Origin of the sequence: Rhizobacter sp. (assembly GCF_032229685.1) — a bacterium.
Classification (GTDB): domain Bacteria; phylum Pseudomonadota; class Gammaproteobacteria; order Burkholderiales; family Burkholderiaceae_C; genus LMDS01.
Map to the genome: position 1 here is coordinate 33,169 of NZ_JAVTWP010000003.1, position 18,605 is coordinate 51,773.

17 protein-coding genes are annotated in these 18,605 nt (G+C 66.0%); 13 read left to right on the plus strand and 4 right to left on the minus strand.

From position 1 onward, the window contains the following. The first annotated feature begins 26 nt into the window (after nucleotides 1-26). On the plus strand, nucleotides 27-1,448 hold the full coding sequence (locus AC30PD_RS01110) for a 1-acyl-sn-glycerol-3-phosphate acyltransferase (protein WP_489533790.1): 1,422 nt from the start codon (nucleotides 27-29) through the stop codon (nucleotides 1,446-1,448). 54 nt (nucleotides 1,449-1,502) lie between these two features. Here AC30PD_RS01110 and AC30PD_RS01115 read toward each other — a convergent pair whose 3' ends face one another. Then, nucleotides 1,503-2,198: a Bax inhibitor-1/YccA family protein gene (locus AC30PD_RS01115; RefSeq protein ID WP_489533791.1), complete on the minus strand. Its 696-nt coding sequence runs from the start codon at nucleotides 2,196-2,198 to the stop codon at nucleotides 1,503-1,505. Between the two features lie 174 nt (nucleotides 2,199-2,372). Here AC30PD_RS01115 and AC30PD_RS01120 point away from each other — a divergent pair, with 174 nt between their 5' ends. Next, nucleotides 2,373-2,780, plus strand: a complete 408-nt coding sequence (locus tag AC30PD_RS01120) for a GlcG/HbpS family heme-binding protein (protein ID WP_489533792.1) — start codon at nucleotides 2,373-2,375, stop codon at nucleotides 2,778-2,780. 28 nt (nucleotides 2,781-2,808) lie between these two features. Here the strand turns inward: AC30PD_RS01120 and AC30PD_RS01125 are convergent, their stop codons facing one another. After that, nucleotides 2,809-3,687 (minus strand): DMT family transporter, encoded by an 879-nt coding sequence (locus tag AC30PD_RS01125; protein ID WP_489533793.1) that lies wholly within the window; start codon nucleotides 3,685-3,687, stop codon nucleotides 2,809-2,811. Nucleotides 3,688-3,914: 227 nt separating this feature from the next. On the opposite strand from AC30PD_RS01125, the gene carA reads away from it, so the two are divergent. From carA to AC30PD_RS01145, 4 genes are all read left to right on the plus strand, one after another. Next, nucleotides 3,915-5,105 carry a glutamine-hydrolyzing carbamoyl-phosphate synthase small subunit gene (carA, locus tag AC30PD_RS01130; RefSeq protein ID WP_489533794.1) on the plus strand — a complete coding sequence of 397 codons (1,191 nt, stop codon included), beginning with the start codon at nucleotides 3,915-3,917 and terminating at the stop codon, nucleotides 5,103-5,105. Next, complete coding sequence (gene carB / locus AC30PD_RS01135) at nucleotides 5,089-8,343, plus strand: carbamoyl-phosphate synthase large subunit (protein ID WP_489533795.1); 3,255 nt, start codon at nucleotides 5,089-5,091, stop codon at nucleotides 8,341-8,343. The genes carA and carB overlap by 17 nt, the downstream gene beginning before the upstream one ends. Before the next feature lie 77 nt (nucleotides 8,344-8,420). Continuing rightward, nucleotides 8,421-8,897, plus strand: a complete 477-nt coding sequence (gene greA, locus AC30PD_RS01140) for a transcription elongation factor GreA (protein ID WP_489533796.1) — start codon at nucleotides 8,421-8,423, stop codon at nucleotides 8,895-8,897. Nucleotides 8,898-8,900: 3 nt separating this feature from the next. After that, nucleotides 8,901-9,365, plus strand: a complete 465-nt coding sequence (locus AC30PD_RS01145; protein ID WP_489533797.1) for a DUF4149 domain-containing protein — start codon at nucleotides 8,901-8,903, stop codon at nucleotides 9,363-9,365. Here the strand turns inward: AC30PD_RS01145 and AC30PD_RS01150 are convergent. Then, nucleotides 9,340-9,816, minus strand: coding sequence for a YhbY family RNA-binding protein (locus AC30PD_RS01150; protein ID WP_489533798.1), 477 nt, complete (start codon nucleotides 9,814-9,816; stop codon nucleotides 9,340-9,342). The genes AC30PD_RS01145 and AC30PD_RS01150 overlap by 26 nt on opposite strands. Before the next feature lie 20 nt (nucleotides 9,817-9,836). Between AC30PD_RS01150 and AC30PD_RS01155 the strand changes: the two genes are divergently transcribed. The 4 genes from AC30PD_RS01155 to glmM all read left to right on the plus strand — a co-directional run bounded on the left by AC30PD_RS01155 (nucleotide 9,837) and on the right by glmM (nucleotide 14,874). Then, nucleotides 9,837-10,547 (plus strand): RlmE family RNA methyltransferase, encoded by a 711-nt coding sequence (locus AC30PD_RS01155; RefSeq protein WP_489533799.1) that lies wholly within the window; start codon nucleotides 9,837-9,839, stop codon nucleotides 10,545-10,547. 150 nt (nucleotides 10,548-10,697) lie between these two features. Continuing rightward, entirely contained in the window at nucleotides 10,698-12,602 is a 1,905-nt protein-coding gene (gene ftsH / locus AC30PD_RS01160; RefSeq protein ID WP_489533800.1) for an ATP-dependent zinc metalloprotease FtsH, read from the plus strand. Nucleotides 12,603-12,674: 72 nt separating this feature from the next. Then, nucleotides 12,675-13,505, plus strand: coding sequence for a dihydropteroate synthase (gene folP / locus AC30PD_RS01165; RefSeq protein ID WP_489533801.1), 831 nt, complete (start codon nucleotides 12,675-12,677; stop codon nucleotides 13,503-13,505). 40 nt (nucleotides 13,506-13,545) lie between these two features. Then, a complete protein-coding gene (glmM, locus tag AC30PD_RS01170; RefSeq protein ID WP_489533802.1) occupies nucleotides 13,546-14,874 on the plus strand; it encodes a phosphoglucosamine mutase in 1,329 nt (442 codons plus the stop codon). A gap of 24 nt (nucleotides 14,875-14,898) precedes the next feature. On the opposite strand, the gene AC30PD_RS01175 is transcribed toward glmM, so the two are convergent. Further along, nucleotides 14,899-15,378 (minus strand): fasciclin domain-containing protein, encoded by a 480-nt coding sequence (locus tag AC30PD_RS01175; RefSeq protein ID WP_489533803.1) that lies wholly within the window; start codon nucleotides 15,376-15,378, stop codon nucleotides 14,899-14,901. Between the two features lie 231 nt (nucleotides 15,379-15,609). On the opposite strand from AC30PD_RS01175, the gene pstS reads away from it, so the two are divergent. The 3 genes from pstS to pstA all read left to right on the plus strand — a co-directional run bounded on the left by pstS (nucleotide 15,610) and on the right by pstA (nucleotide 18,600). Continuing rightward, nucleotides 15,610-16,647: a phosphate ABC transporter substrate-binding protein PstS gene (gene pstS, locus AC30PD_RS01180; protein ID WP_489533804.1), complete on the plus strand. Its 1,038-nt coding sequence runs from the start codon at nucleotides 15,610-15,612 to the stop codon at nucleotides 16,645-16,647. A gap of 112 nt (nucleotides 16,648-16,759) precedes the next feature. Further along, nucleotides 16,760-17,737: a phosphate ABC transporter permease subunit PstC gene (gene pstC, locus AC30PD_RS01185; RefSeq protein WP_489534109.1), complete on the plus strand. Its 978-nt coding sequence runs from the start codon at nucleotides 16,760-16,762 to the stop codon at nucleotides 17,735-17,737. Then, on the plus strand, nucleotides 17,734-18,600 hold the full coding sequence (gene pstA, locus AC30PD_RS01190) for a phosphate ABC transporter permease PstA (protein ID WP_489533805.1): 867 nt from the start codon (nucleotides 17,734-17,736) through the stop codon (nucleotides 18,598-18,600). The genes pstC and pstA overlap by 4 nt, the downstream gene beginning before the upstream one ends. Nucleotides 18,601-18,605: the final 5 nt, after the last annotated feature.

An 18,605-nucleotide genomic window follows, 5' to 3' on the forward strand; every position in this document is an offset into this window, starting at 1 on the left:
CTCCGCGTGTTCCGGGAGGATCGCCCTTGACGCAAACCGTCGCCGTGCCGCTGTGGGTGTTCGTGCTGATGTGCGGGCTGGTGCTGCTCGCGGTGCTGCAGTGGCTGCTGCTCCCGGGCATGCGCTGGTACTTCCGGCGCAAGGTGCGTGGTGTGCTCGACGAGATCAGCGTGCGGCTGAAGATCGAGTTGCCGCAGTTCAAGCTCACGCGCCGCCGCGCGCTGATCGACCGCTTGATGATCGACCCGCGGGTGCTGGCCGCCGCCGAGGCCCACGCCGCCAGCACCGGCCAGCCGCGCGCGGCGGTGATGAAGACGATCGGCGTCTACGCGCGCGAGATCGTGCCGGCCTTCAACGCCTACGTGTACTTCCGCGTCGGCTACTGGTTGTCGAAAACCTTCGCCCGGCTCGTCTACCGCGTGCGCCTGGGTTACACCGACGCGCAGGCGATGGCGGCCATCAACCCCAAGTCCACGGTCGTGTTCGTGATGAACCACCGCAGCAACATGGACTACATCCTCGTGTCGTTCCTCGCCGCCGAGCGCGTGGCCCTGAGCTACGCAGTGGGCGAGTGGGCGCGCATCTGGCCGCTGCAAGGGCTGATCCGCGCGATGGGCGCCTACTTCGTGCGCCGCAATTCCGGCGACCCGCTGTACCGCATGGTGCTGCAGCGCTATGTTCAGATGGCGACCGAAGGCGGCGTGCCGCAGGCCATGTACCCCGAGGGCGGGCTCACCATCGACGGCCGGCTGCGCGAGCCCAAGCTCGGCCTGCTCGACTACATGCTCAAGGGCTTCAGCCCCGAAGGCGAGCGCGACCTCGTGTTCATTCCGGTCGGCATCAACTACGACCGCGTGATCGAAGACCGCACGCTGCTGCGCAAGCTCGACGCGAAGCCTCAGCGCGGCGGCCTGCTGCGCACGCTGCGCATCACCGGCAGCTACCTGGCGCGCCAGTTCGTGTTCACCCTGCTCGGGCGGCGCTACCGGTTCGGCTATGCCTGCGTGAACTTCGGACAGCCGTATTCGATGCGCGCATTCGTGCATGAACGTGGCATCGACTTTCGAACACTCGACGACGCAGATCGGCGTACCCAGGTGGCCGCCGTCGGCCAGGCCTTGATGGCGCAGATCGGCCTGAACGTGCCGGTGCTGCCGGTGCCGCTGGTCGCCAGCGTGTTCCTGAGCGACCCACAGCGGGCCTGGTCAGAACTGGAGCTGAAGGCAGCGGTGCATGCCTTGATCGAACGCGTCGAGGCGCTCGGCGCCCATGTGTACGTGCCCCGCACCGACCGCGACTACGCGTTGACGGTGGGCTTGCGCATGCTGACCTTGCGCCACCTGGTGCTCGAAGAGCAGGGTCTCTTCCGCGTCAACGCGGCCGAGATGACGGTGGTGGCGTACTACGCCAATTCGATCGCGCACCTCACGACGCTGGCGACGAACTGAAAGGCAAAAGAAAAGGGGCCCGAAGGCCCCCGCTTTCTGTCGCGCCGACAAGCGTCAATCGCTGCTGTTGCTGAAACCCAGGATCGCCAACAACGACTGGAACACGTTGTACAGGCTCAGGTACACGCCCAGCGTGGCGCTGATGTAGTTGGTTTCTTCGCCGTCTTTCACGCGCTTCAGGTCGTAGAGGATGAAGGCCGAGAAGATGCCGATCGCCAGCACCGAGATCGTGATCATCAGCGCGCTCGACTGCAGGAAGATGTTCGCGATAGCAGCCACGAACACCATGATCATGCCGATGAACAGGAATTTGCCCATCGACGACAGGTCACGCTTGATCACCGACGACAGCGTGGCCATGCCGAAGAAGATCAGCCCGGTACCGGCGAAGGCCGTCATGATCAGCCCGGCACCATTGGCCTGGCCCAGCACGGCGCCGATCATGCGCGACAGCATCAGGCCCATGAAGAACGTGAAGCCCAGCAGCACCGGCACGCCGGCGGCAGAGTTCTTGGTCTTCTCGATCGCGAACATCAGGCCGAAGGCGCCCACGAGAAAGATGATGGCGCTCATGCCGGCGCCCATGCCACGCATCAGGCCGGTCGTGACACCGATCCAGGCGCCCAGCACGGTGGGGACCATCGACAGCGCAAGCAGCCAGTAGGTGTTGCGCAAGACGCGGTTGCGTTGCTCAGCCGACGTGACTTCGCCGGTGTATCCGGTGAAAGTGGCTTGCACGGGTTGATTCATGAGACCTCCAGTTGAGTGACGCGGAATGAGACTCGCGCGAAGAATTCTAGTTCCCTGCTGCCGCGCAAGCGCATGCCCTTGCGGGTTGTGGCGGATTGCGTCACGGCGGGTCGGGTCTGTTTCGTGCGTACAGTTGAGGGCTGATCCACACCACTTCAAGCCGGACCTCACCCGATGAACACCAAACCATTTCTTTCGCTCGCCGACGTCAAGGCCGTGGCCGCTGCCGCCGAGGCTGAAGCGCTCGCCAACCAGTGGATCGTCACGATCGCGATCGTCGACGACGGCGGCCACCTGCTGTGGCTGCAGCGCCTGGACGGCGCCGCCCCGATCTCGTCGCACATCGCGCCCGCCAAGGCCCGCACGGCAGCGTTGGGCCGGCGCGAAAGCCGGGTCTATGAAGAGATGATCAACCAGGGCCGCATGTCGTTCCTGAGCGCGCCGGTGCTCGAGGGCATGCTCGAAGGCGGTGTGCCCGTGATGGTGAATGGCCAGTGTGTCGGCGCGGTGGGCGTGAGCGGCGTCAAGTCGAACGAAGACGCGCAGATCGCCCGGGCGGGCATCGCGGCACTCGGGCTCTGAGGCCTGGGCGGCGCGATCAACGACGCAATTAACGACGCAAGAGAAGTAGGCAACCGCCGACGATGAGCGCCGCCGACAAGGCGGTCGCCAGCGTCGGCACCTCGCCGAACAGCAGGTAGCCCAGGCCGGCCGCCCAGACGAAGCTGCTGTACTCCAGCGGCGCCACGCGGCTCGCTTCCAGGCGCGTGAAGGCGAAGGTCAGGCACAGCAGCCCGAGCGTGCCCAGGCCGCCGGCGAACAGGACCAGCAGCCAGTCGCCGGCCAGAAGCGGCTTCCACGACCACGCGGCAGGCGCCGCAAGCAAGGCCAGCGGCAGCAGGCTCTGGATCAGCAGGATCGTCCAGACCGAGTCGCTGCGCGCCTGCTTGCGGGCGAACAGCATCACGAAGGCGAACGACACCGCGGCGATGCCCGCGCTCAGCATGCCGAGCAGCCGCGCAGCGCCTCGCCCATCGAGCCCGGCGCGCAACTCGGGCCAGAGCGAGATCGAGACGCCGGCGAGGCCGAGCGCCAGAGCGATCCAGATCGACGGCGCCGGGCGCTCCTTCAGCACCGGGATCGCCAGCACCGAGACGAAGATCGGTGCAAGGTACGAGATCGTCACCGCGAGCGCCAGCGGCAACTGCGTCAGGGCGTGAAAGTAGCCGACCAGAGACACCAGGAGGAAGAGGCTGCGCACCACGTGCAGCCGCCATGCGGCGCGCTCGGGCATCGGAGAGCGTTTCCATCCCCACAGAAGGACAGCGAACACGCTGCCGCCGGCGAAACGGAAGAAGCTGAGCTGGAGCGCGTCGTAGCGCAGCGCCATCAACTTGATCACGGCGTCCATGCTGACAAAGCTGGCGGCGGCCAACGCGCCGGCGAGCAAGGGCAGGGCGTTGCTGTTCCTGGAATCACTGAAAGGCATCGCCCGAGTCTAGGCGGGCGCCGGCAAGGTGCCCGGCGCGTGGTGCCCGTGGTCTATAATTTGCAGGTTTACCCCTAACCCACCCGCCCAGCGAAACACACGATGTTTCCAGAGGGAAATCGACAAAGTTTCCCGTCGGGAAACCCCAGGTTTTCTCACCGGTTTCAAGCTCCAAGAGCCCACGCTCGAATGGGCTGAGCTGGGCGCGCACAACACGGAGATTCCCGGTGCCGCCGCTACTGCTGTTCCCCCAAGCCCAGGCTGTCCTGGCACTCGCAGACGGCACGGTGTTCCAGGGCATTTCGATCGGCGCTTCCGGCCACACCGTGGGCGAAGTGGTCTTCAACACGGCGCTCACCGGCTATCAGGAAATCCTGACCGATCCGAGCTACTGCCGCCAGATCGTCACGCTGACCTACCCGCACATCGGCAACTACGGCATCAGCGCCGAAGACGTCGAAGCTTCGAGAGTGTTCGCTGCCGGCCTTGTGATCAAGGACCTGCCGCTGCTGGCCTCGAACTTCCGCAGCAGCATGACGCTGGCCGACTACCTGAAGCGCGAAGGCACCGTCGCGATCGCCAACATCGACACGCGCCGCCTGACGCGCCTGTTGCGCAGCAGCGGCGCGCAGAACGGCTGCATTCTCGGTTTGCCGCCGGGCGAAGCGGTCACGCCGGCCCACATCGCCGAAGCGACCGCCAAGGCGCAAGCCGCGCCGAGCATGAGCGGGCTCGACCTGGCCAAGGTCGTGAGCGAGCGCGAGCCTTACACCTGGGCCGAGACCGAATGGGCGCTCGATACCGGCTACGGCACGCTGAAAGCCCCGAGGTTCCACGTCGTCGCCTATGACTTCGGCGTCAAGCGCAACATCCTGCGCATGCTGGCGAGCCGCGGCTGCAAGGTCACGGTCGTGCCGGCGCAGACGCCGGCCGCCGCGGTGCTCGAACTGAAGCCCGACGGCATCTTCCTGAGCAACGGCCCGGGCGACCCCGAGCCTTGCGACTACGCGATCGAAGCCACGCGCGAACTCATCGACACCGGCATCCCGACCTTCGGCATCTGCCTGGGCCACCAGATCATGGCGCTCGCCTCGGGTGCGAAGACCTTCAAGATGAAGTTCGGCCACCACGGCGCCAACCACCCGGTGAAAGACCTCGACGACGGGCGCGTCAGCATCACGAGCCAGAACCATGGTTTTGCGGTCGACGAGAAGAGCCTGCCGGCCAACTTGCGGCCCACACACGTGTCGCTGTTCGACGGTACGCTGCAAGGCCTGGCGCGCACCGACAAGCCGGCGTTCTGCTTTCAGGGCCACCCCGAGGCATCGCCCGGCCCGCACGACATTTCCTACCTGTTCGACCGCTTCACTGCGCTGATGGCGACCCACACGGAGAAGAAGAATGCCCAAGCGCAGTGACCTCAAATCGATCCTGATCATCGGGGCCGGGCCGATCATCATCGGCCAGGCCTGCGAGTTCGACTACTCCGGCGCGCAGGCCTGCAAGGCGCTGCGCGAAGAAGGCTACAAGGTCATCCTCGTCAACAGCAACCCGGCGACGATCATGACCGACCCCGAGATGGCCGATGTGACCTACATCGAGCCCATCACCTGGCAGGTGGTCGAACGCATCATCGCCAAGGAACGGCCCGACGCGGTGCTGCCGACGATGGGTGGCCAGACCGCACTGAACTGCGCGCTCGACCTGCACAAGCACGGCGTGCTCGCGAAGTACGGCGTCGAGATGATCGGCGCGAACGAGAAGGCGATCGAAAAAGCCGAAGACCGGCTGAAGTTCAAGGACGCGATGACGGGCATCGGGCTGCACTCGGCGCGTTCGGGCATCGCGCACTCGATGGACGAAGCGCTGGCGGTGCAGAAGCGCATCACCAATGAGATCGGCGGCACCGGCTTCCCGATGGTCATCCGCCCGAGCTTCACGCTCGGCGGCACCGGTGGCGGCATCGCCTACAACCCGGAAGAATTCGAAGAGATCTGCAAGCGCGGGCTCGACTTGTCGCCCACGAAAGAACTCTTGATCGAAGAGAGCCTGATCGGCTGGAAAGAGTACGAGATGGAGGTCGTGCGCGACCGGGCCGACAACTGCATCATCGTCTGCTCGATCGAGAACCTCGACCCGATGGGCATCCACACCGGCGACTCGATCACCGTGGCGCCGGCGCAGACGCTCTCCGACAAGGAATACCAGCTGCTGCGCAACGCCAGCATCGCGATCCTGCGCGAGATCGGCGTCGACACCGGGGGCTCGAACGTGCAGTTCTCGATCAACCCGCAGAATGGCCGCATGGTCGTGATCGAGATGAACCCGCGCGTGTCGCGATCGTCGGCGCTGGCGTCGAAGGCCACCGGCTTTCCGATCGCCAAGGTGGCGGCCAAACTCGCGGTCGGCTACACGCTCGACGAGTTGCGCAACGACATCACCGGCGGTGCGACGCCGGCTTCGTTCGAGCCGAGCATCGACTACGTCGTCACGAAGATTCCGCGCTTCGCGTTCGAGAAATTCCCGGCCGCCGATTCGCGCCTGACGACCCAGATGAAGTCGGTCGGCGAAGTGATGGCGATGGGACGCACGTTCCAAGAAAGCTTCCAGAAAGCGCTGCGCGGGCTCGAGACCGGCATCGACGGCCTGAGCGAACGCAGCACCGACCGCGAAGAGATCGTCCAGGAGATCGGCGAAGCCGGGCCGGAGCGCATCCTCTACGTCGGCGACGCTTTCCGCGTCGGCATGTCGCTGCAGGAAGTGTTCGAAGAAACCGCGATCGACCCGTGGTTCCTGGCGCAGATCGAACAGCTCGTGCAACACGAGCAGGCGCTGGCCGGGCGTGCGCTGGCGAGCCTGTCGAAAGACGAACTGCGTTTCCTGAAGCAGAAGGGCTTCTCCGACAAGCGCCTTGCGAAGCTTCTGGGCACGAACCAGCACGAGGTGCGCCAGACGCGCCATGCGCTCGGCATCCGCCCGGTCTACAAACGTGTCGACACCTGCGCTGCCGAGTTCGCGACGCAGACCGCCTACATGTACTCGACCTACGACGAAGAGTGCGAGGCCGAGCCGACCAACGCCAAGAAGATCATGGTGCTGGGCGGCGGGCCGAACCGCATCGGCCAGGGCATCGAGTTCGACTACTGCTGCGTGCACGCGGCGCTGGCGATGCGCGAAGACGGCTATGAGACCATCATGGTCAACTGCAACCCCGAGACCGTGTCGACCGACTACGACACGTCCGATCGCCTGTACTTCGAGCCGGTGACGCTCGAAGACGTGCTCGAGATCGTCGACAAGGAAAAGCCCGTTGGCGTGATCGTGCAGTACGGCGGGCAGACGCCCTTGAAGCTCGCGCTCGACCTGGAACGCGCCGGCGTGCCGATCGTCGGCACCACGCCCGACAGCATCGACATCGCCGAAGACCGCGAGCGCTTTCAGAAGCTGCTGCATGACATCGGCCTGAAGCAGCCGCCGAACCGCACGGCGCGCACCGAAGAGGCCGCCTTGCAGCTGGCGCAGGAGATCGGCTACCCGCTGGTCGTGCGCCCGAGCTACGTGCTGGGCGGCCGTGCGATGGAGATCGTGCACGGCGACAAGGACCTCGAGCGCTACATGCGTGAAGCAGTGCGCGTGAGCGAAAAGTCGCCGGTGCTGCTCGACCGCTTTCTCGACGACGCGATCGAGGTCGACGTCGACTGCATCAGCGACGGCACCGACGTGATCATCGGCGGCATCATGGAACACGTGGAGCAGGCCGGGATCCACTCGGGCGACTCGGCCTGTTCGCTGCCGCCGTACTCGCTGCCGAAAGCGCTGCAGGACGAAATGCGCCGCCAGACCATCGCGATGGCGAAGGCGCTTAAGGTCGTCGGCCTGATGAACGTGCAGTTCGCGATCCAGGGCGAAGGCGAGAGCGCCGTCGTCTACGTGCTCGAAGTGAACCCGCGCGCTTCGCGCACCGTGCCCTTCGTCTCGAAGGCCACTGGCCAGCCGCTGGCCAAGATCGCCGCGCGCTGCATGGTCGGGCAAAAGCTGAGCGAGCAGCGCAGCCGCCATGGCCGGCCGCCGGTCGAAGTGATCCCGCCTTACTTCTCGGTCAAGGAAGCGGTGTTCCCGTTCAACAAGTTCCCGGGTGTCGACCCGATCCTCGGGCCCGAGATGCGCTCGACCGGCGAAGTGATGGGCGCCGGCCGCAGCTTCGGCGAGGCGATGCTGAAGAGCCAGCTCGGCGCCGGCTCGCGCTTGCCCAGTTCGGGCACGGCCTGCCTGACCGTGAAGAACGGCGACAAGGAACGGGCCGTGGCCGTGGCGCGCGACCTGCACGCGCTCGGCTTCTCGCTGGTGGCGACCAAGGGCACGGCCGCAGCCATCGCTGCCGCGGGTGTGCCGGTGAAAGCGGTCAACAAGGTCAAGGACGGCCGGCCGCACATCGTCGACATGGTCAAGGCCGGCGAGATCCAGCTGGTGTTCACGACGGTCGATGAAACGCGCACGGCGATCGCCGATTCGCGCCACATCCGCCAGGCGGCGCTCGCCAACCGCATCACCTACTACACCAGCATGGCGGGCTGCGAAGCCGCGGTCGAAGGCATGAAGCACCAGGACGATCTGGTGGTCATGTCGCTGCAGGAATTGCACGCCGAACTGCACTGAGATAAAGTCGTTTCACGTTCTGTCCGCCGCCGGCTCCACCGGCGGCGGCTTCATTTTTGCTCCAGGGTTTTTGCATCATGGCCACCATCCCCCTCACCATTCGCGGCGCCGACAAGCTCAAGGAAGAGCTGGCGCGTCTCAAGAACGTCGAACGCCACGCGGTGATTCAGGCCATCTCGGAAGCACGCGCCCAGGGTGACCTGTCGGAAAACGCCGAGTACGAAGCGGCCAAGGACAAGCAGGGCTTCATCGAAGGCCGCATCCTCGAGATCGAGAGCAAGCTGGCGGCGGCGCAGATCATCGACCCGAAGAGCCTGAACGCCGAAGGCCGCGTGGTTTTTGCGTCCACCGTCGATCTCGAAGACGAAGACAGCGGCGCCAAGGTCACCTACCAGATCGTGGGTGACGACGAGGCCGACCTGAAGCTCGGCCTGATCTCGATCAGCTCGCCGATCGCTCGCGCCCTGATCGGCAAGAGCGCCGGCGACGTGGCCGAAGTGCAGGCGCCCGGTGGCATCAAGCACTACGAGATCATGGCCGTTCGTTATGGGTGAGCCGTGAGCACCGCGCGTCTTTCAGCGGTGCTGGCAGGCTTGTGGGCCGGGGTGCTCCTGTGCATCGCCGCGCTGGCGGCACCGTCTGCTTTTGCGACGCTCGTGTCGGCCGACGCCGGGCGCTTTGTCGGGCGCCTTCTCACGCAAGAGGCTTACATGAGCCTCGCGATCGCCCTGTTGCTGCTCCTGCTCGAACGCCGGCGCAGCGGGCAACGTGCGGCATCGGGATCAGGTTCGGTGTTCAGCGCCGACATGGTGCTGCTGCTGGGCACGCTCTTCTGCACGGTGGCCGGGCATTTTGCAGTGCAGCCGATGATGGCCGCAGCGCGGGCCGGGCACGGCACCTGGTCGTTCGGCGCGCTGCACGCGGTGTCGGGCGGCTTGTTCGCGCTGAAAGGCCTGCTGGTGCTGGCGCTGGCATGGCGCCTGGTCGGCCCTGGACTCAGGACTGCTGCGACGTCTTCTTGACGCTGCTCACGCGTTTGCGGGCGCGTTTGAGTTCGCCGCCGGCGGCAATGCGCATGTTGCCGACGACCGTGATCTTCTTGACCTGCGCGCGGTGGTTGCCACTCTTCGAGAACTTGAGGATCTTCACGACCTTCGGGCCGGCACCGCGGCCTTCGCGTTCGACCTTCTCCTTCGGTGGCATCGGGCGCCACAGCACCAGCAGCTTGCCGATGTGCTGGATCGGCGCGGCGCCGAGGGCATCGGCCAGGGTGCTGAACATCAGCTCGCGGCTGGCCCGGTCGTCGGAGAAAACGCGCACCTTGATCAGGCCGTGCGAGTTGAGCGCGGCGTCGATCTCCTTCTGCACCGAGGGGGTGAGCCCGTCGTTGCCGATCATGACGACCGGGTCGAGGTGGTGGGCTTCGGCCCGGTGTTCCTTGCGCTGGGCAGGTGTCAATTGAATCGCAGTCATCGCCGTATTATCGGCCCGAGATGAAAACCCAAACCAAAAGCAAGAAGGTCAACAAAGCGTGGTTGCACGACCACGTGAACGACACCTACGTGAAGCTGGCTCAAAAGGAAGGCTACCGGGCCCGCGCTGCCTACAAGCTCAAGGAGATCGACGAAGAGTTGCACCTGCTGAAGCCGGGGCAGGTGGTCGTCGACCTGGGGGCCGTCCCGGGCGCGTGGAGCCAGTACGTGCGGCGCAAGTTCGCGCCGAAAGAGACCGGGGTGGGGGGTGCGGCGGTCGGGTCGCTCAAAGGCACGATCATCGCGCTCGACGTGCTCGACTTCGAGCCGATCGAAGGTGTGAGCTTCATCCAGGGCGACTTTCGCGAGGCCTCGGTGCTCGCCGAGCTCGAAGCCTTGGTGGCCGGGCGCCCGGTCGACGTGGTGGTGTCGGACATGGCGCCCAACCTGTCGGGCATCGAATCGTCAGACGCCGCGCGCATGGAACACCTGGTCGAACTGGCGGTCGAATTCGCCACCCGGCACCTCACCCCGCAGGGCGCGCTGGTGTGCAAGGTGTTCCACGGCAGCGGTTACAGCCAGCTGGCCAAGTTGTTCAAGGCCACCTTCCGGGTCGTCAAACCGATCAAGCCGAAGGCCTCGCGCGACAAGTCGGCCGAGACCTTTCTGGTCGGGATCGGGCTGAAGTTGCGCCCTGGCGCGCCGTCATCGGCCCGCGAGATTCGGTCGTAAAGCGCACAAACCGGTCGATACACGCTCGCCGGCCGCGGGCATTGAGCTGCGGGCGCAGGGCTTGACTGGTCTAAAATCGTCCGCACATGGGTTGCACGGTGGGGCACAAGGTTGCCGCGCCACTGCCCACGGCCCGGAAATGGAGTAGCGGTGAACAATCAATGGTTCTCTAAAGTTGCTGTCTGGCTGGTGATCGCACTCGTGCTGTTCACCGTGTTCAAGCAGTTCGACCGGAGTGCATCGCAGACCGGCATGATCGGGTACTCCGAGTTTCTCGACGAAGTCCGCAACAAGCGCATCAAGAGCGTGCAGTTGCAGGAAAGCGCCACCGGCACCGAGATCCGAGCCAAGACCAGCGACGACAAGGAACTGCGCACCACCGCAACCTACCTCGACCGCGGCCTGATCGGCGACCTGATCAACAACAACGTCAAGTTCGACGTCAAGCCGCGCGAGGAACCTTCGTTCCTGCTCAGCATGCTGGCGTCATGGGGCCCGATCCTGCTGCTGATCGGCGTCTGGATCTACTTCATGCGCCAGATGCAGGGCGGCGGCAAGGGTGGGGCCTTCAGCTTCGGCAAGAGCAAGGCCCGCATGCTCGACGAAGCGAACAACACCACGACGTTCCAAGACGTCGCCGGCTGCGACGAAGCCAAGGAAGAAGTCAAGGAACTCGTCGACTTCCTGAAAGACCCGCAGAAGTTCCAGAAACTCGGTGGCCGCATTCCGCGCGGTGTGCTGCTGGTCGGCCCGCCGGGCACCGGCAAGACCCTGCTCGCGAAGGCGATCGCCGGTGAAGCCAAGGTGCCGTTCTTCTCGATCTCGGGCTCCGATTTCGTCGAAATGTTCGTCGGCGTCGGCGCGGCCCGGGTGCGCGACATGTTCGAGCAGGCCAAGAAAAGTGCGCCCTGCATCATCTTCGTCGACGAAATCGACGCGGTCGGCCGCCACCGCGGTGCCGGCCTGGGCGGCGGCAACGACGAGCGCGAACAGACACTGAACCAGATGCTGGTCGAGATGGACGGCTTCGAGACCAACCTCGGCGTGATCGTGATGGCCGCGACCAACCGGCCCGACATCCTCGACCCCGCGCTGCTGCGCCCCGGCCGCTTCGACCGCCAGGTCTACGTGACGCTGCCCGACGTTCGCGGCCGCGAAGCCATCCTGAACGTCCACATGCGCAAGGTGCCGGTCGGGCAAGACATCCGCGCCGACATCCTCGCGCGTGGCACGCCCGGCTTCTCGGGCGCCGACCTGGCCAACCTGGTCAACGAAGCGGCCTTGTTCGCAGCGCGCCGCAACGGCCGTGTCGTCGAGATGGGCGACTTCGAGAAGGCCAAGGACAAGATCATGATGGGCCCGGAGCGCAAGTCGATGGCCATGGCGGAAGACGAGCGCCGCAACACGGCTTACCACGAGTCGGGCCACGCGCTGGTGGCGCGCCTTGTGCCCAAGGCCGACCCGGTGCACAAGGTGACGGTCATTCCGCGCGGCCGTGCGCTGGGTGTGACGATGCAATTGCCCGAAGGCGACCGCTACAGCACCGACAAGATCCGCATGCTGAGCACGATCTCGATCCTGTTCGGCGGGCGCATCGCCGAAGAAGTCTTCGTCGGCGAGATGACCACCGGCGCCAGCAACGACTTCGAGCGTGCCACCCACATCGCGCGCGACATGGTCACGCGCTACGGCATGACCGACGCGCTGGGCACCATGGTCTACGCCGACAACGAAGGCGAGGTCTTCCTCGGCCGCTCGGTCACGAAAACGACCAACATGAGTGAGCAGACCATGCAGGCTGTCGACCGCGAGATCCGCAAGATCCTCGACGAGCAGTATGCGATCGCGCGCAAGCTGATCGAAGACAACAAGGACAAGATGCACGCGATGGCCAACGCCCTGCTGGAATACGAGACCATCGATTCCGATCAGATCGACGACATCATGAACGACCGCCCGCCGCGCCCGCCGAAGGACTGGAACCCTTCGATGAGCAAGACGGTGCCGCCGACCACGCCGCCCGCGGCGCCGGGCACGGCGGCCGCGACGGCCTGACCGGCCGGGCGGCCTTTCGCGCAAGACACGGGGCTTCGGCCCCGTTTTCGTTTTCGGCTCCGGAGCTTCGTGATGCACTGGCTCACCACCCGTTTTTCGATCGATCTGGCGCTGCCCCGGGTGATGGGCATCGTCAACGTCACGCCCGACTCGTTTTCCGACGGCGGCCGGCACGCGAGCACGGCGAAGGCGCTGGCGCACTGCGAACGGCTGCTCTCGGAAGGCGCGCACATGCTCGACATCGGCGGCGAGTCCACGCGCCCCGGTTCGGTGGCCGTGCCGCTGGAAGAAGAGCTCGCCCGGGTGCTGCCGGTGCTCGAAGGCGCCCTGAAGCTCGGCTGCCCGGTCTCGGTGGACACCCGCCACGCCGAAGTGATGCGTGCCGCGCTGGCGATGGGCGCCGACATCGTCAACGACATCGATGCCCTGCAGGGGCCGGGCGCGCTGGACGTGGTGGCTGACCACGGCCGCTGCGGCGTGTGCCTCATGCACATGCACGGCACGCCGGAAACGATGCAGGCGCGGCCGGCCTACGACGACGTGGTCGAGGAAGTGGGGGCGTTCTTGAGCGAGCGAGTCCGGGCGCTCGAAGCCCGCGGCATCGCCGCCAAGCGCATCGTGCTCGACCCCGGCATCGGCTTCGGCAAGCGCCCCGAGCACAACATCGCGCTGCTGCGCCGCCAGCGCGAGCTGCTGGCGCCGGGGCGGCCACTGCTCGTCGGCTGGTCTCGCAAGTCGACGCTGGGCGCGATCACCGGGCGTGACGTGCCCGACCGGCAGGCGGCCAGCGTCGCCGCAGCGCTGGCGGCGGTGCAGCTCGGCGCACGCATCGTGCGTGTGCACGATGTCGCACAGACCGTCGATGCCTTGAAAGTCTGGTCAGTTGCGGGATTGCCGGGCTGAGGCACATGCAGATAATCCGCGCCGAGGAGATCACCACGACATGAGCAGAACCTACTTCGGCACCGATGGCATCCGCGGTACCGTCGGCGAATCGCCGATCACGCCCGACTTCATGCTGCGCCTGGGCCACGCCGTCGGCCGCGTGCTCAAGCGCGACGATCCCAAGCCCACGGTGCTGATCGGCAAGGACACGCGCATCTCCGGCTACATGATCGAGTCGGCACTCGAAGCCGGCTTTGCTTCGGCCGGGGTCGACGTGCTGATGACCGGGCCGCTGCCCACGCCCGGCGTGGCCTACCTCACACGTGCTTTGCGGCTCAGTTTGGGGGTGGTGATCAGCGCCTCGCACAACGCCTTTCCCGACAACGGCATCAAGTTCTTCTCGGCGCGTGGCGAAAAGCTGCCCGACGTGTGGGAGCAGGACGTCGAAGCCGCGCTGGAGCGCCCGGCCCAATGGGTCAGCTCGGCCGACCTGGGCAAGGCACGCAAGCTCGAAGACGCGCGCGGGCGTTACATCGAGTTCTGCAAAGGCACGTTCAGCAGCGAGCTGTCGCTCAAGGGGCTGAAGATCGTCGTCGACGCGGCCCACGGCGCGGCCTACAACGTGGCGCCCAGCGTGTTCCACGAACTCGGGGCCGAGGTGGTCGCGATCGGCTGCAGCCCCGATGGCACCAACATCAACGCCGGCTTCGGCGCCACCTCGCCGGCCGCGCTGGTCGCCGCGGTCAAGGAACACGGCGCGCACTACGGCGTGGCGCTCGACGGCGATGCCGACCGCCTGCAGCTGGTCGACGCCGCGGGCCGGCTCTACAACGGCGACGAGCTGCTGTACCTCATGGTCAACGATCGCCTGGCACAAGGCGCACCGGTGCCCGGCGCGGTGGGCACGCTGATGACCAACATGGCGGTCGAGCTGGCATTGCGCGAGCGTGGCGTCGGGTTCGTGCGGGCCAAGGTCGGCGACCGCTATGTGCTCGAAGAACTGGTTGCGCGGGGCTGGCAGCTCGGTGGTGAAGGCTCCGGGCACCTGCTGGCGCTCGACAAGCACACCACGGGCGACGGCATCGTGAGCGCCTTGCTGGTGCTGCAGGCCGTGAGCCGCTCGGGCCGGTCGATGGCGCAACTGCTCGAAGACGTGACGCTGTTCCCGCAGACGCTGATCAACGTGCGCCTGAAACCGGGCAGCGACTGGAAGAGCAACACCGCGCTGGCGACAGCGCAGGCCGCCGTCAGCAGCGAGCTCGGTGACGCGGGCAGGGTGCTGATCCGCCCCTCGGGCACCGAGCCCCTGGTGCGGGTGATGGTCGAGGCGCGCGATGCGGCCCAGGCCAAACGCTGCGCCCAGCGCCTGGCCGACACGCTGGCCTGAGCCGGCGCGTCACCGCCCGGCGCTTCAGCGCGCCGGCGGGATCAAGACCTTGTCGACGACCTGAATCACGCCGTTGCTGGCTCGCACGTCAGCCGTCGTGACCAGCGCTTCTTCCACCGTCAGGAAGGTGCCCGAACGGTAGAGCGCCACGTTGGCGCCTTGCACGGTCTTGAGAGGGCCGTTCTTCAGGTCGGCCGTGGTCAATGCGCCAGGCACCACGTGGTACGTGAGCACGGCTTTCAGGCGAGCCCTGTCCTTGGCCAGCGCTTCCAGCGTGGCGGGCGGCAAGGCCTTGAAAGCAGCGTCGGTGGGGGCGAACACGGTGTACGGGCCGGCACCTTGCAAGGTCTCGGTCAGTTCGGCGTCTTTCAGGAGCCGGGTCAGCGTCGACAGTTCGGGCGTGGCCGCAGCCGTCTGGCTGATGGTCTGCGGGGCCGGCGTCGTGGCGCAGGCGGCCAGCAGCAGTGCCGCGGTGCTGGCGAGCAGGGTGATCGATCGTTTCATGCGGGCTCCTCGTGGTTTTGGGAAAGGGTTGGATCAGCCAGCGGGCAAGATTAAGCAGCGTTCGTGACAAGTCGGTGAAGGGCCTGTGACAGGCGCCGCTCCGGTTTCATGGCGCTGGCGGTCGCTTTTCCTCGTGTCGCGCGGCAACCCGGGTGTCACAGCGTTGTCACATGCGGTGCCTACAGTGCGGCCCATCGAACCCAACATCCGCGCCCACTGAAAGGCCTGCCCATGAACCTGTTCCAGATCCGTTCCACGCTCGTCGCCGCCTCGCTCGGCTTGGCCACCGCCGCTTCTTTCGCGCAAGACGTGACCGGCGCCGGCGCGTCGTTCCCGGCGCCGCTGTACGCCAAATGGGCCGACGCCTACAACAAGGCGACCGGCGTGCGCATGAACTACCAGTCGGTCGGCTCGGGTGCGGGCATGAACCAGATCCGCGCCAAGACCGTGGACTTCGGCGCCTCGGACGCGCCGCTGAAAGACGACCAGCTCGCCAAGGACGGCCTGGTGCAGTTCCCCACCGTGATCGGCGGCGTGGTGCCGGTGGTCAACATCAAGGGCATCGCTCCCGGCCAGATCAAGCTCACCGGCGCGCTGCTGGGTGACATCTACCTCGGCAAGATCACGAAGTGGAACGACACCGCGCTCACGGCGCTGAACCCCGGCGTGCCGCTGCCCGACGCGGCGATCTCGGTGGTGCGCCGTGCCGACGGCTCGGGCACGAGCTTCATCTTCACGAACTACCTCTCGAAGGTGAACCCCGAGTGGCAGGCCAAGGTGGGCGAGGGCACGGCCGTGAACTGGCCGACCGGCGCCGGCGGCAAGGGCAACGAAGGTGTGGCGGCGTTCGTGGGCCGCCTGCCGAACTCGATCGGCTACCTCGAGTACGCCTACGTCAAGCAGAACAAGCTGACCTACACGTTGCTGAAGAACAAGGACGGCAACTTCGTCGCGCCCGACGACGCGAACTTCAAGGCCGCCGCCGCTTCGGCCGACTGGGCCAAGACCTTCTACCAGGTGCTGACAGAACAGGCCGGCAAGGACGCCTGGCCGCTCACCGGTGCCACTTTCATCATGATGCAGAAGGCGCAGGAGAAGCCGGCCAACGCTGCCAACTCGCTGAAGTTCTTCGAGTGGGCCTACACCAGCGGCGACAAGATGGCGGCCGATCTGGAGTATGTGTCCCTGCCCGACGCCGTGAAGGCCCTGGTGCGCAAGCAGTGGGGCGAGATCAAGGACGCCTCGGGCAAGCCGATCGCCTACAAGTAAATCCACCGCCATTGCAGGCACCCCGGTGGCGCCTGCTCACCAAAGCATCGGAGGGGCCGTGGCCGCTACACTTCCCGCGAGCAGTTACCAAGACGGGCGCAACGACAAGAGCATGGAACGCACCGACCCGATGGGCAGACCGCCCTCGACGCGCAGGTCTTCCGCTTGGGCCGACACGGCTTTCTCGTTCCTGGCTCATGGTGCTGCGCTGATCACGCTGGCGCTGCTGGCCGGCATCATCGGTTCGCTCGTGATCGGCGCCGCGCCCGCGATCCAGGAATACGGCCTGAGCTTCCTGTGGCGCAGCGACTGGGACCCGGTCAAGAACAGCTACGGCGGCCTGGTGATGATCTACGGCACGCTGATGACCTCGTTCATCGCGCTGTGCATCGCCGTGCCGGTGAGCTTCGGCATCGCGCTCTTCCTGACCGAGATGTCGCCCGGCTGGCTGAAGCGGCCGCTTGGCATCGCGGTCGAACTGCTGGCGGCGGTGCCGTCGATCGTCTACGGCATGTGGGGCCTGCTCGTGTTCGGGCCGATCCTGGCCACCTACGTGCAGACGCCGCTGCAAGGCTTGCTGACCGGCGTGCCTTTTCTCGGCAGCCTGGTGTCGGGCCCGCCGGTGGGCATCGGCATCCTGTCGGCCGGCATCATTCTCGCGATCATGATCATCCCGTTCATCGCCGCGGTGATGCGAGACGTGTTCGAGGTGACACCGCAGGCGCTCAAGGAGTCGGCCTACAGCCTGGGCTCGACGACCTGGGAAGTGGTCTACAAGGTGGTGCTGCCCTACACCAAGACCGGCGTGATCGGCGGCATCATGCTCGGCCTGGGCCGCGCGCTCGGCGAGACCATGGCGGTCACCTTCGTGATCGGCAACACCAACCAGTTGAACTCGCTGTCGGTCTTCGAGGCCGCCAACAGCATCAGCTCGGCGCTGGCCAACGAGTTCGCCGAAGCCGGCGCCGGCCTGCACCAGGCGTCGCTCATCTACCTCGGGCTCGTGCTGTTCTTCATCACCTTCGTGGTGTTGTCACTGTCGAAAGTGCTGCTCTCCAGGCTGAAGAAGAACGAAGGGGGCCGCACATGAACACCGTGGCAATGAACGCGAGCCGGCTCGCGCACCACGCCCGCCGCAAGCGCATCAATGTGGTCGCGCTGACACTCTCGCTCGCGGCGATGGCCTTCGGCATTTTCTGGCTGCTCTGGATCCTGTTCGAGACCGTGCGACTGGGCTTTGGCGGCCTGGCGTTGTCGACCTTCACCGAGATGACACCGCCGCCACAGGCCGACACCGGCGGCCTGGCCAACGCGATCTTCGGCTCGCTGATGATGGTGGGCCTGGCCACGCTGCTGGGCACGCCGATCGGCATTCTGGCCGGTGTGTACCTGGCTGAATACGGCCAGAAAGGCTGGCTCGGCAGCGCCACACGCTTCATCAACGACATCCTGCTGTCGGCGCCGAGCATCGTGATCGGCCTGTTCATCTACGCCACCGTGGTGGTGCGGATGAAGAACTTCTCGGGCTTCGCCGGTGTGCTGGCGCTGGCGCTGATCGTGATTCCGGTCGTGATCCGCCAGACCGAGAACATGCTCAGCCTGATCCCAAACGCCCTGCGTGAAGCCGCCTACGCGCTGGGCACCCCGAAGTGGCGCGTGATCATGACGATCACGCTCAAGTCGGCCTGGGCCGGCGTCATGACCGGCATCTTGCTGGCGCTGGCGCGCATCTCGGGCGAAACGGCGCCGCTGCTGTTCACCGCGCTGTCGAACCAGTTCTGGACCAGCAACCTGAACGAGCCGATGGCCAGCCTGCCGGTCACGATCTTCAAGTTCGCGATGAGCCCTTACGAAAACTGGCAGAAGCTCGCATGGGCGGGTGTGTTCATCATCACCATCGGCGTGCTGGTGCTCAACATCCTGGCGCGCGTGCTGTTCCGCAACAAACACTGATTCAC

Coding starts and splice junctions, on each gene's coding strand:
- greA (WP_489533796.1), top strand. CDS start 8,421: ATGGCCACCATCCCCCTCACCATTCGCGGCGCCGACAAGCTCAAGGAA.
- pstA (WP_489533805.1), top strand. CDS start 17,734: ATGAACACCGTGGCAATGAACGCGAGCCGGCTCGCGCACCACGCCCGC.
- glmM (WP_489533802.1), top strand. CDS start 13,546: ATGAGCAGAACCTACTTCGGCACCGATGGCATCCGCGGTACCGTCGGC.
- AC30PD_RS01175 (WP_489533803.1), bottom strand. CDS start 15,378: ATGAAACGATCGATCACCCTGCTCGCCAGCACCGCGGCACTGCTGCTG.
- folP (WP_489533801.1), top strand. CDS start 12,675: ATGCACTGGCTCACCACCCGTTTTTCGATCGATCTGGCGCTGCCCCGG.
- pstS (WP_489533804.1), top strand. CDS start 15,610: ATGAACCTGTTCCAGATCCGTTCCACGCTCGTCGCCGCCTCGCTCGGC.
- AC30PD_RS01155 (WP_489533799.1), top strand. CDS start 9,837: ATGAAAACCCAAACCAAAAGCAAGAAGGTCAACAAAGCGTGGTTGCAC.
- AC30PD_RS01115 (WP_489533791.1), bottom strand. CDS start 2,198: ATGAATCAACCCGTGCAAGCCACTTTCACCGGATACACCGGCGAAGTC.
- carB (WP_489533795.1), top strand. CDS start 5,089: ATGCCCAAGCGCAGTGACCTCAAATCGATCCTGATCATCGGGGCCGGG.
- AC30PD_RS01150 (WP_489533798.1), bottom strand. CDS start 9,816: ATGACTGCGATTCAATTGACACCTGCCCAGCGCAAGGAACACCGGGCC.
- pstC (WP_489534109.1), top strand. CDS start 16,760: ATGGAACGCACCGACCCGATGGGCAGACCGCCCTCGACGCGCAGGTCT.
- AC30PD_RS01125 (WP_489533793.1), bottom strand. CDS start 3,687: ATGCCTTTCAGTGATTCCAGGAACAGCAACGCCCTGCCCTTGCTCGCC.
- AC30PD_RS01120 (WP_489533792.1), top strand. CDS start 2,373: ATGAACACCAAACCATTTCTTTCGCTCGCCGACGTCAAGGCCGTGGCC.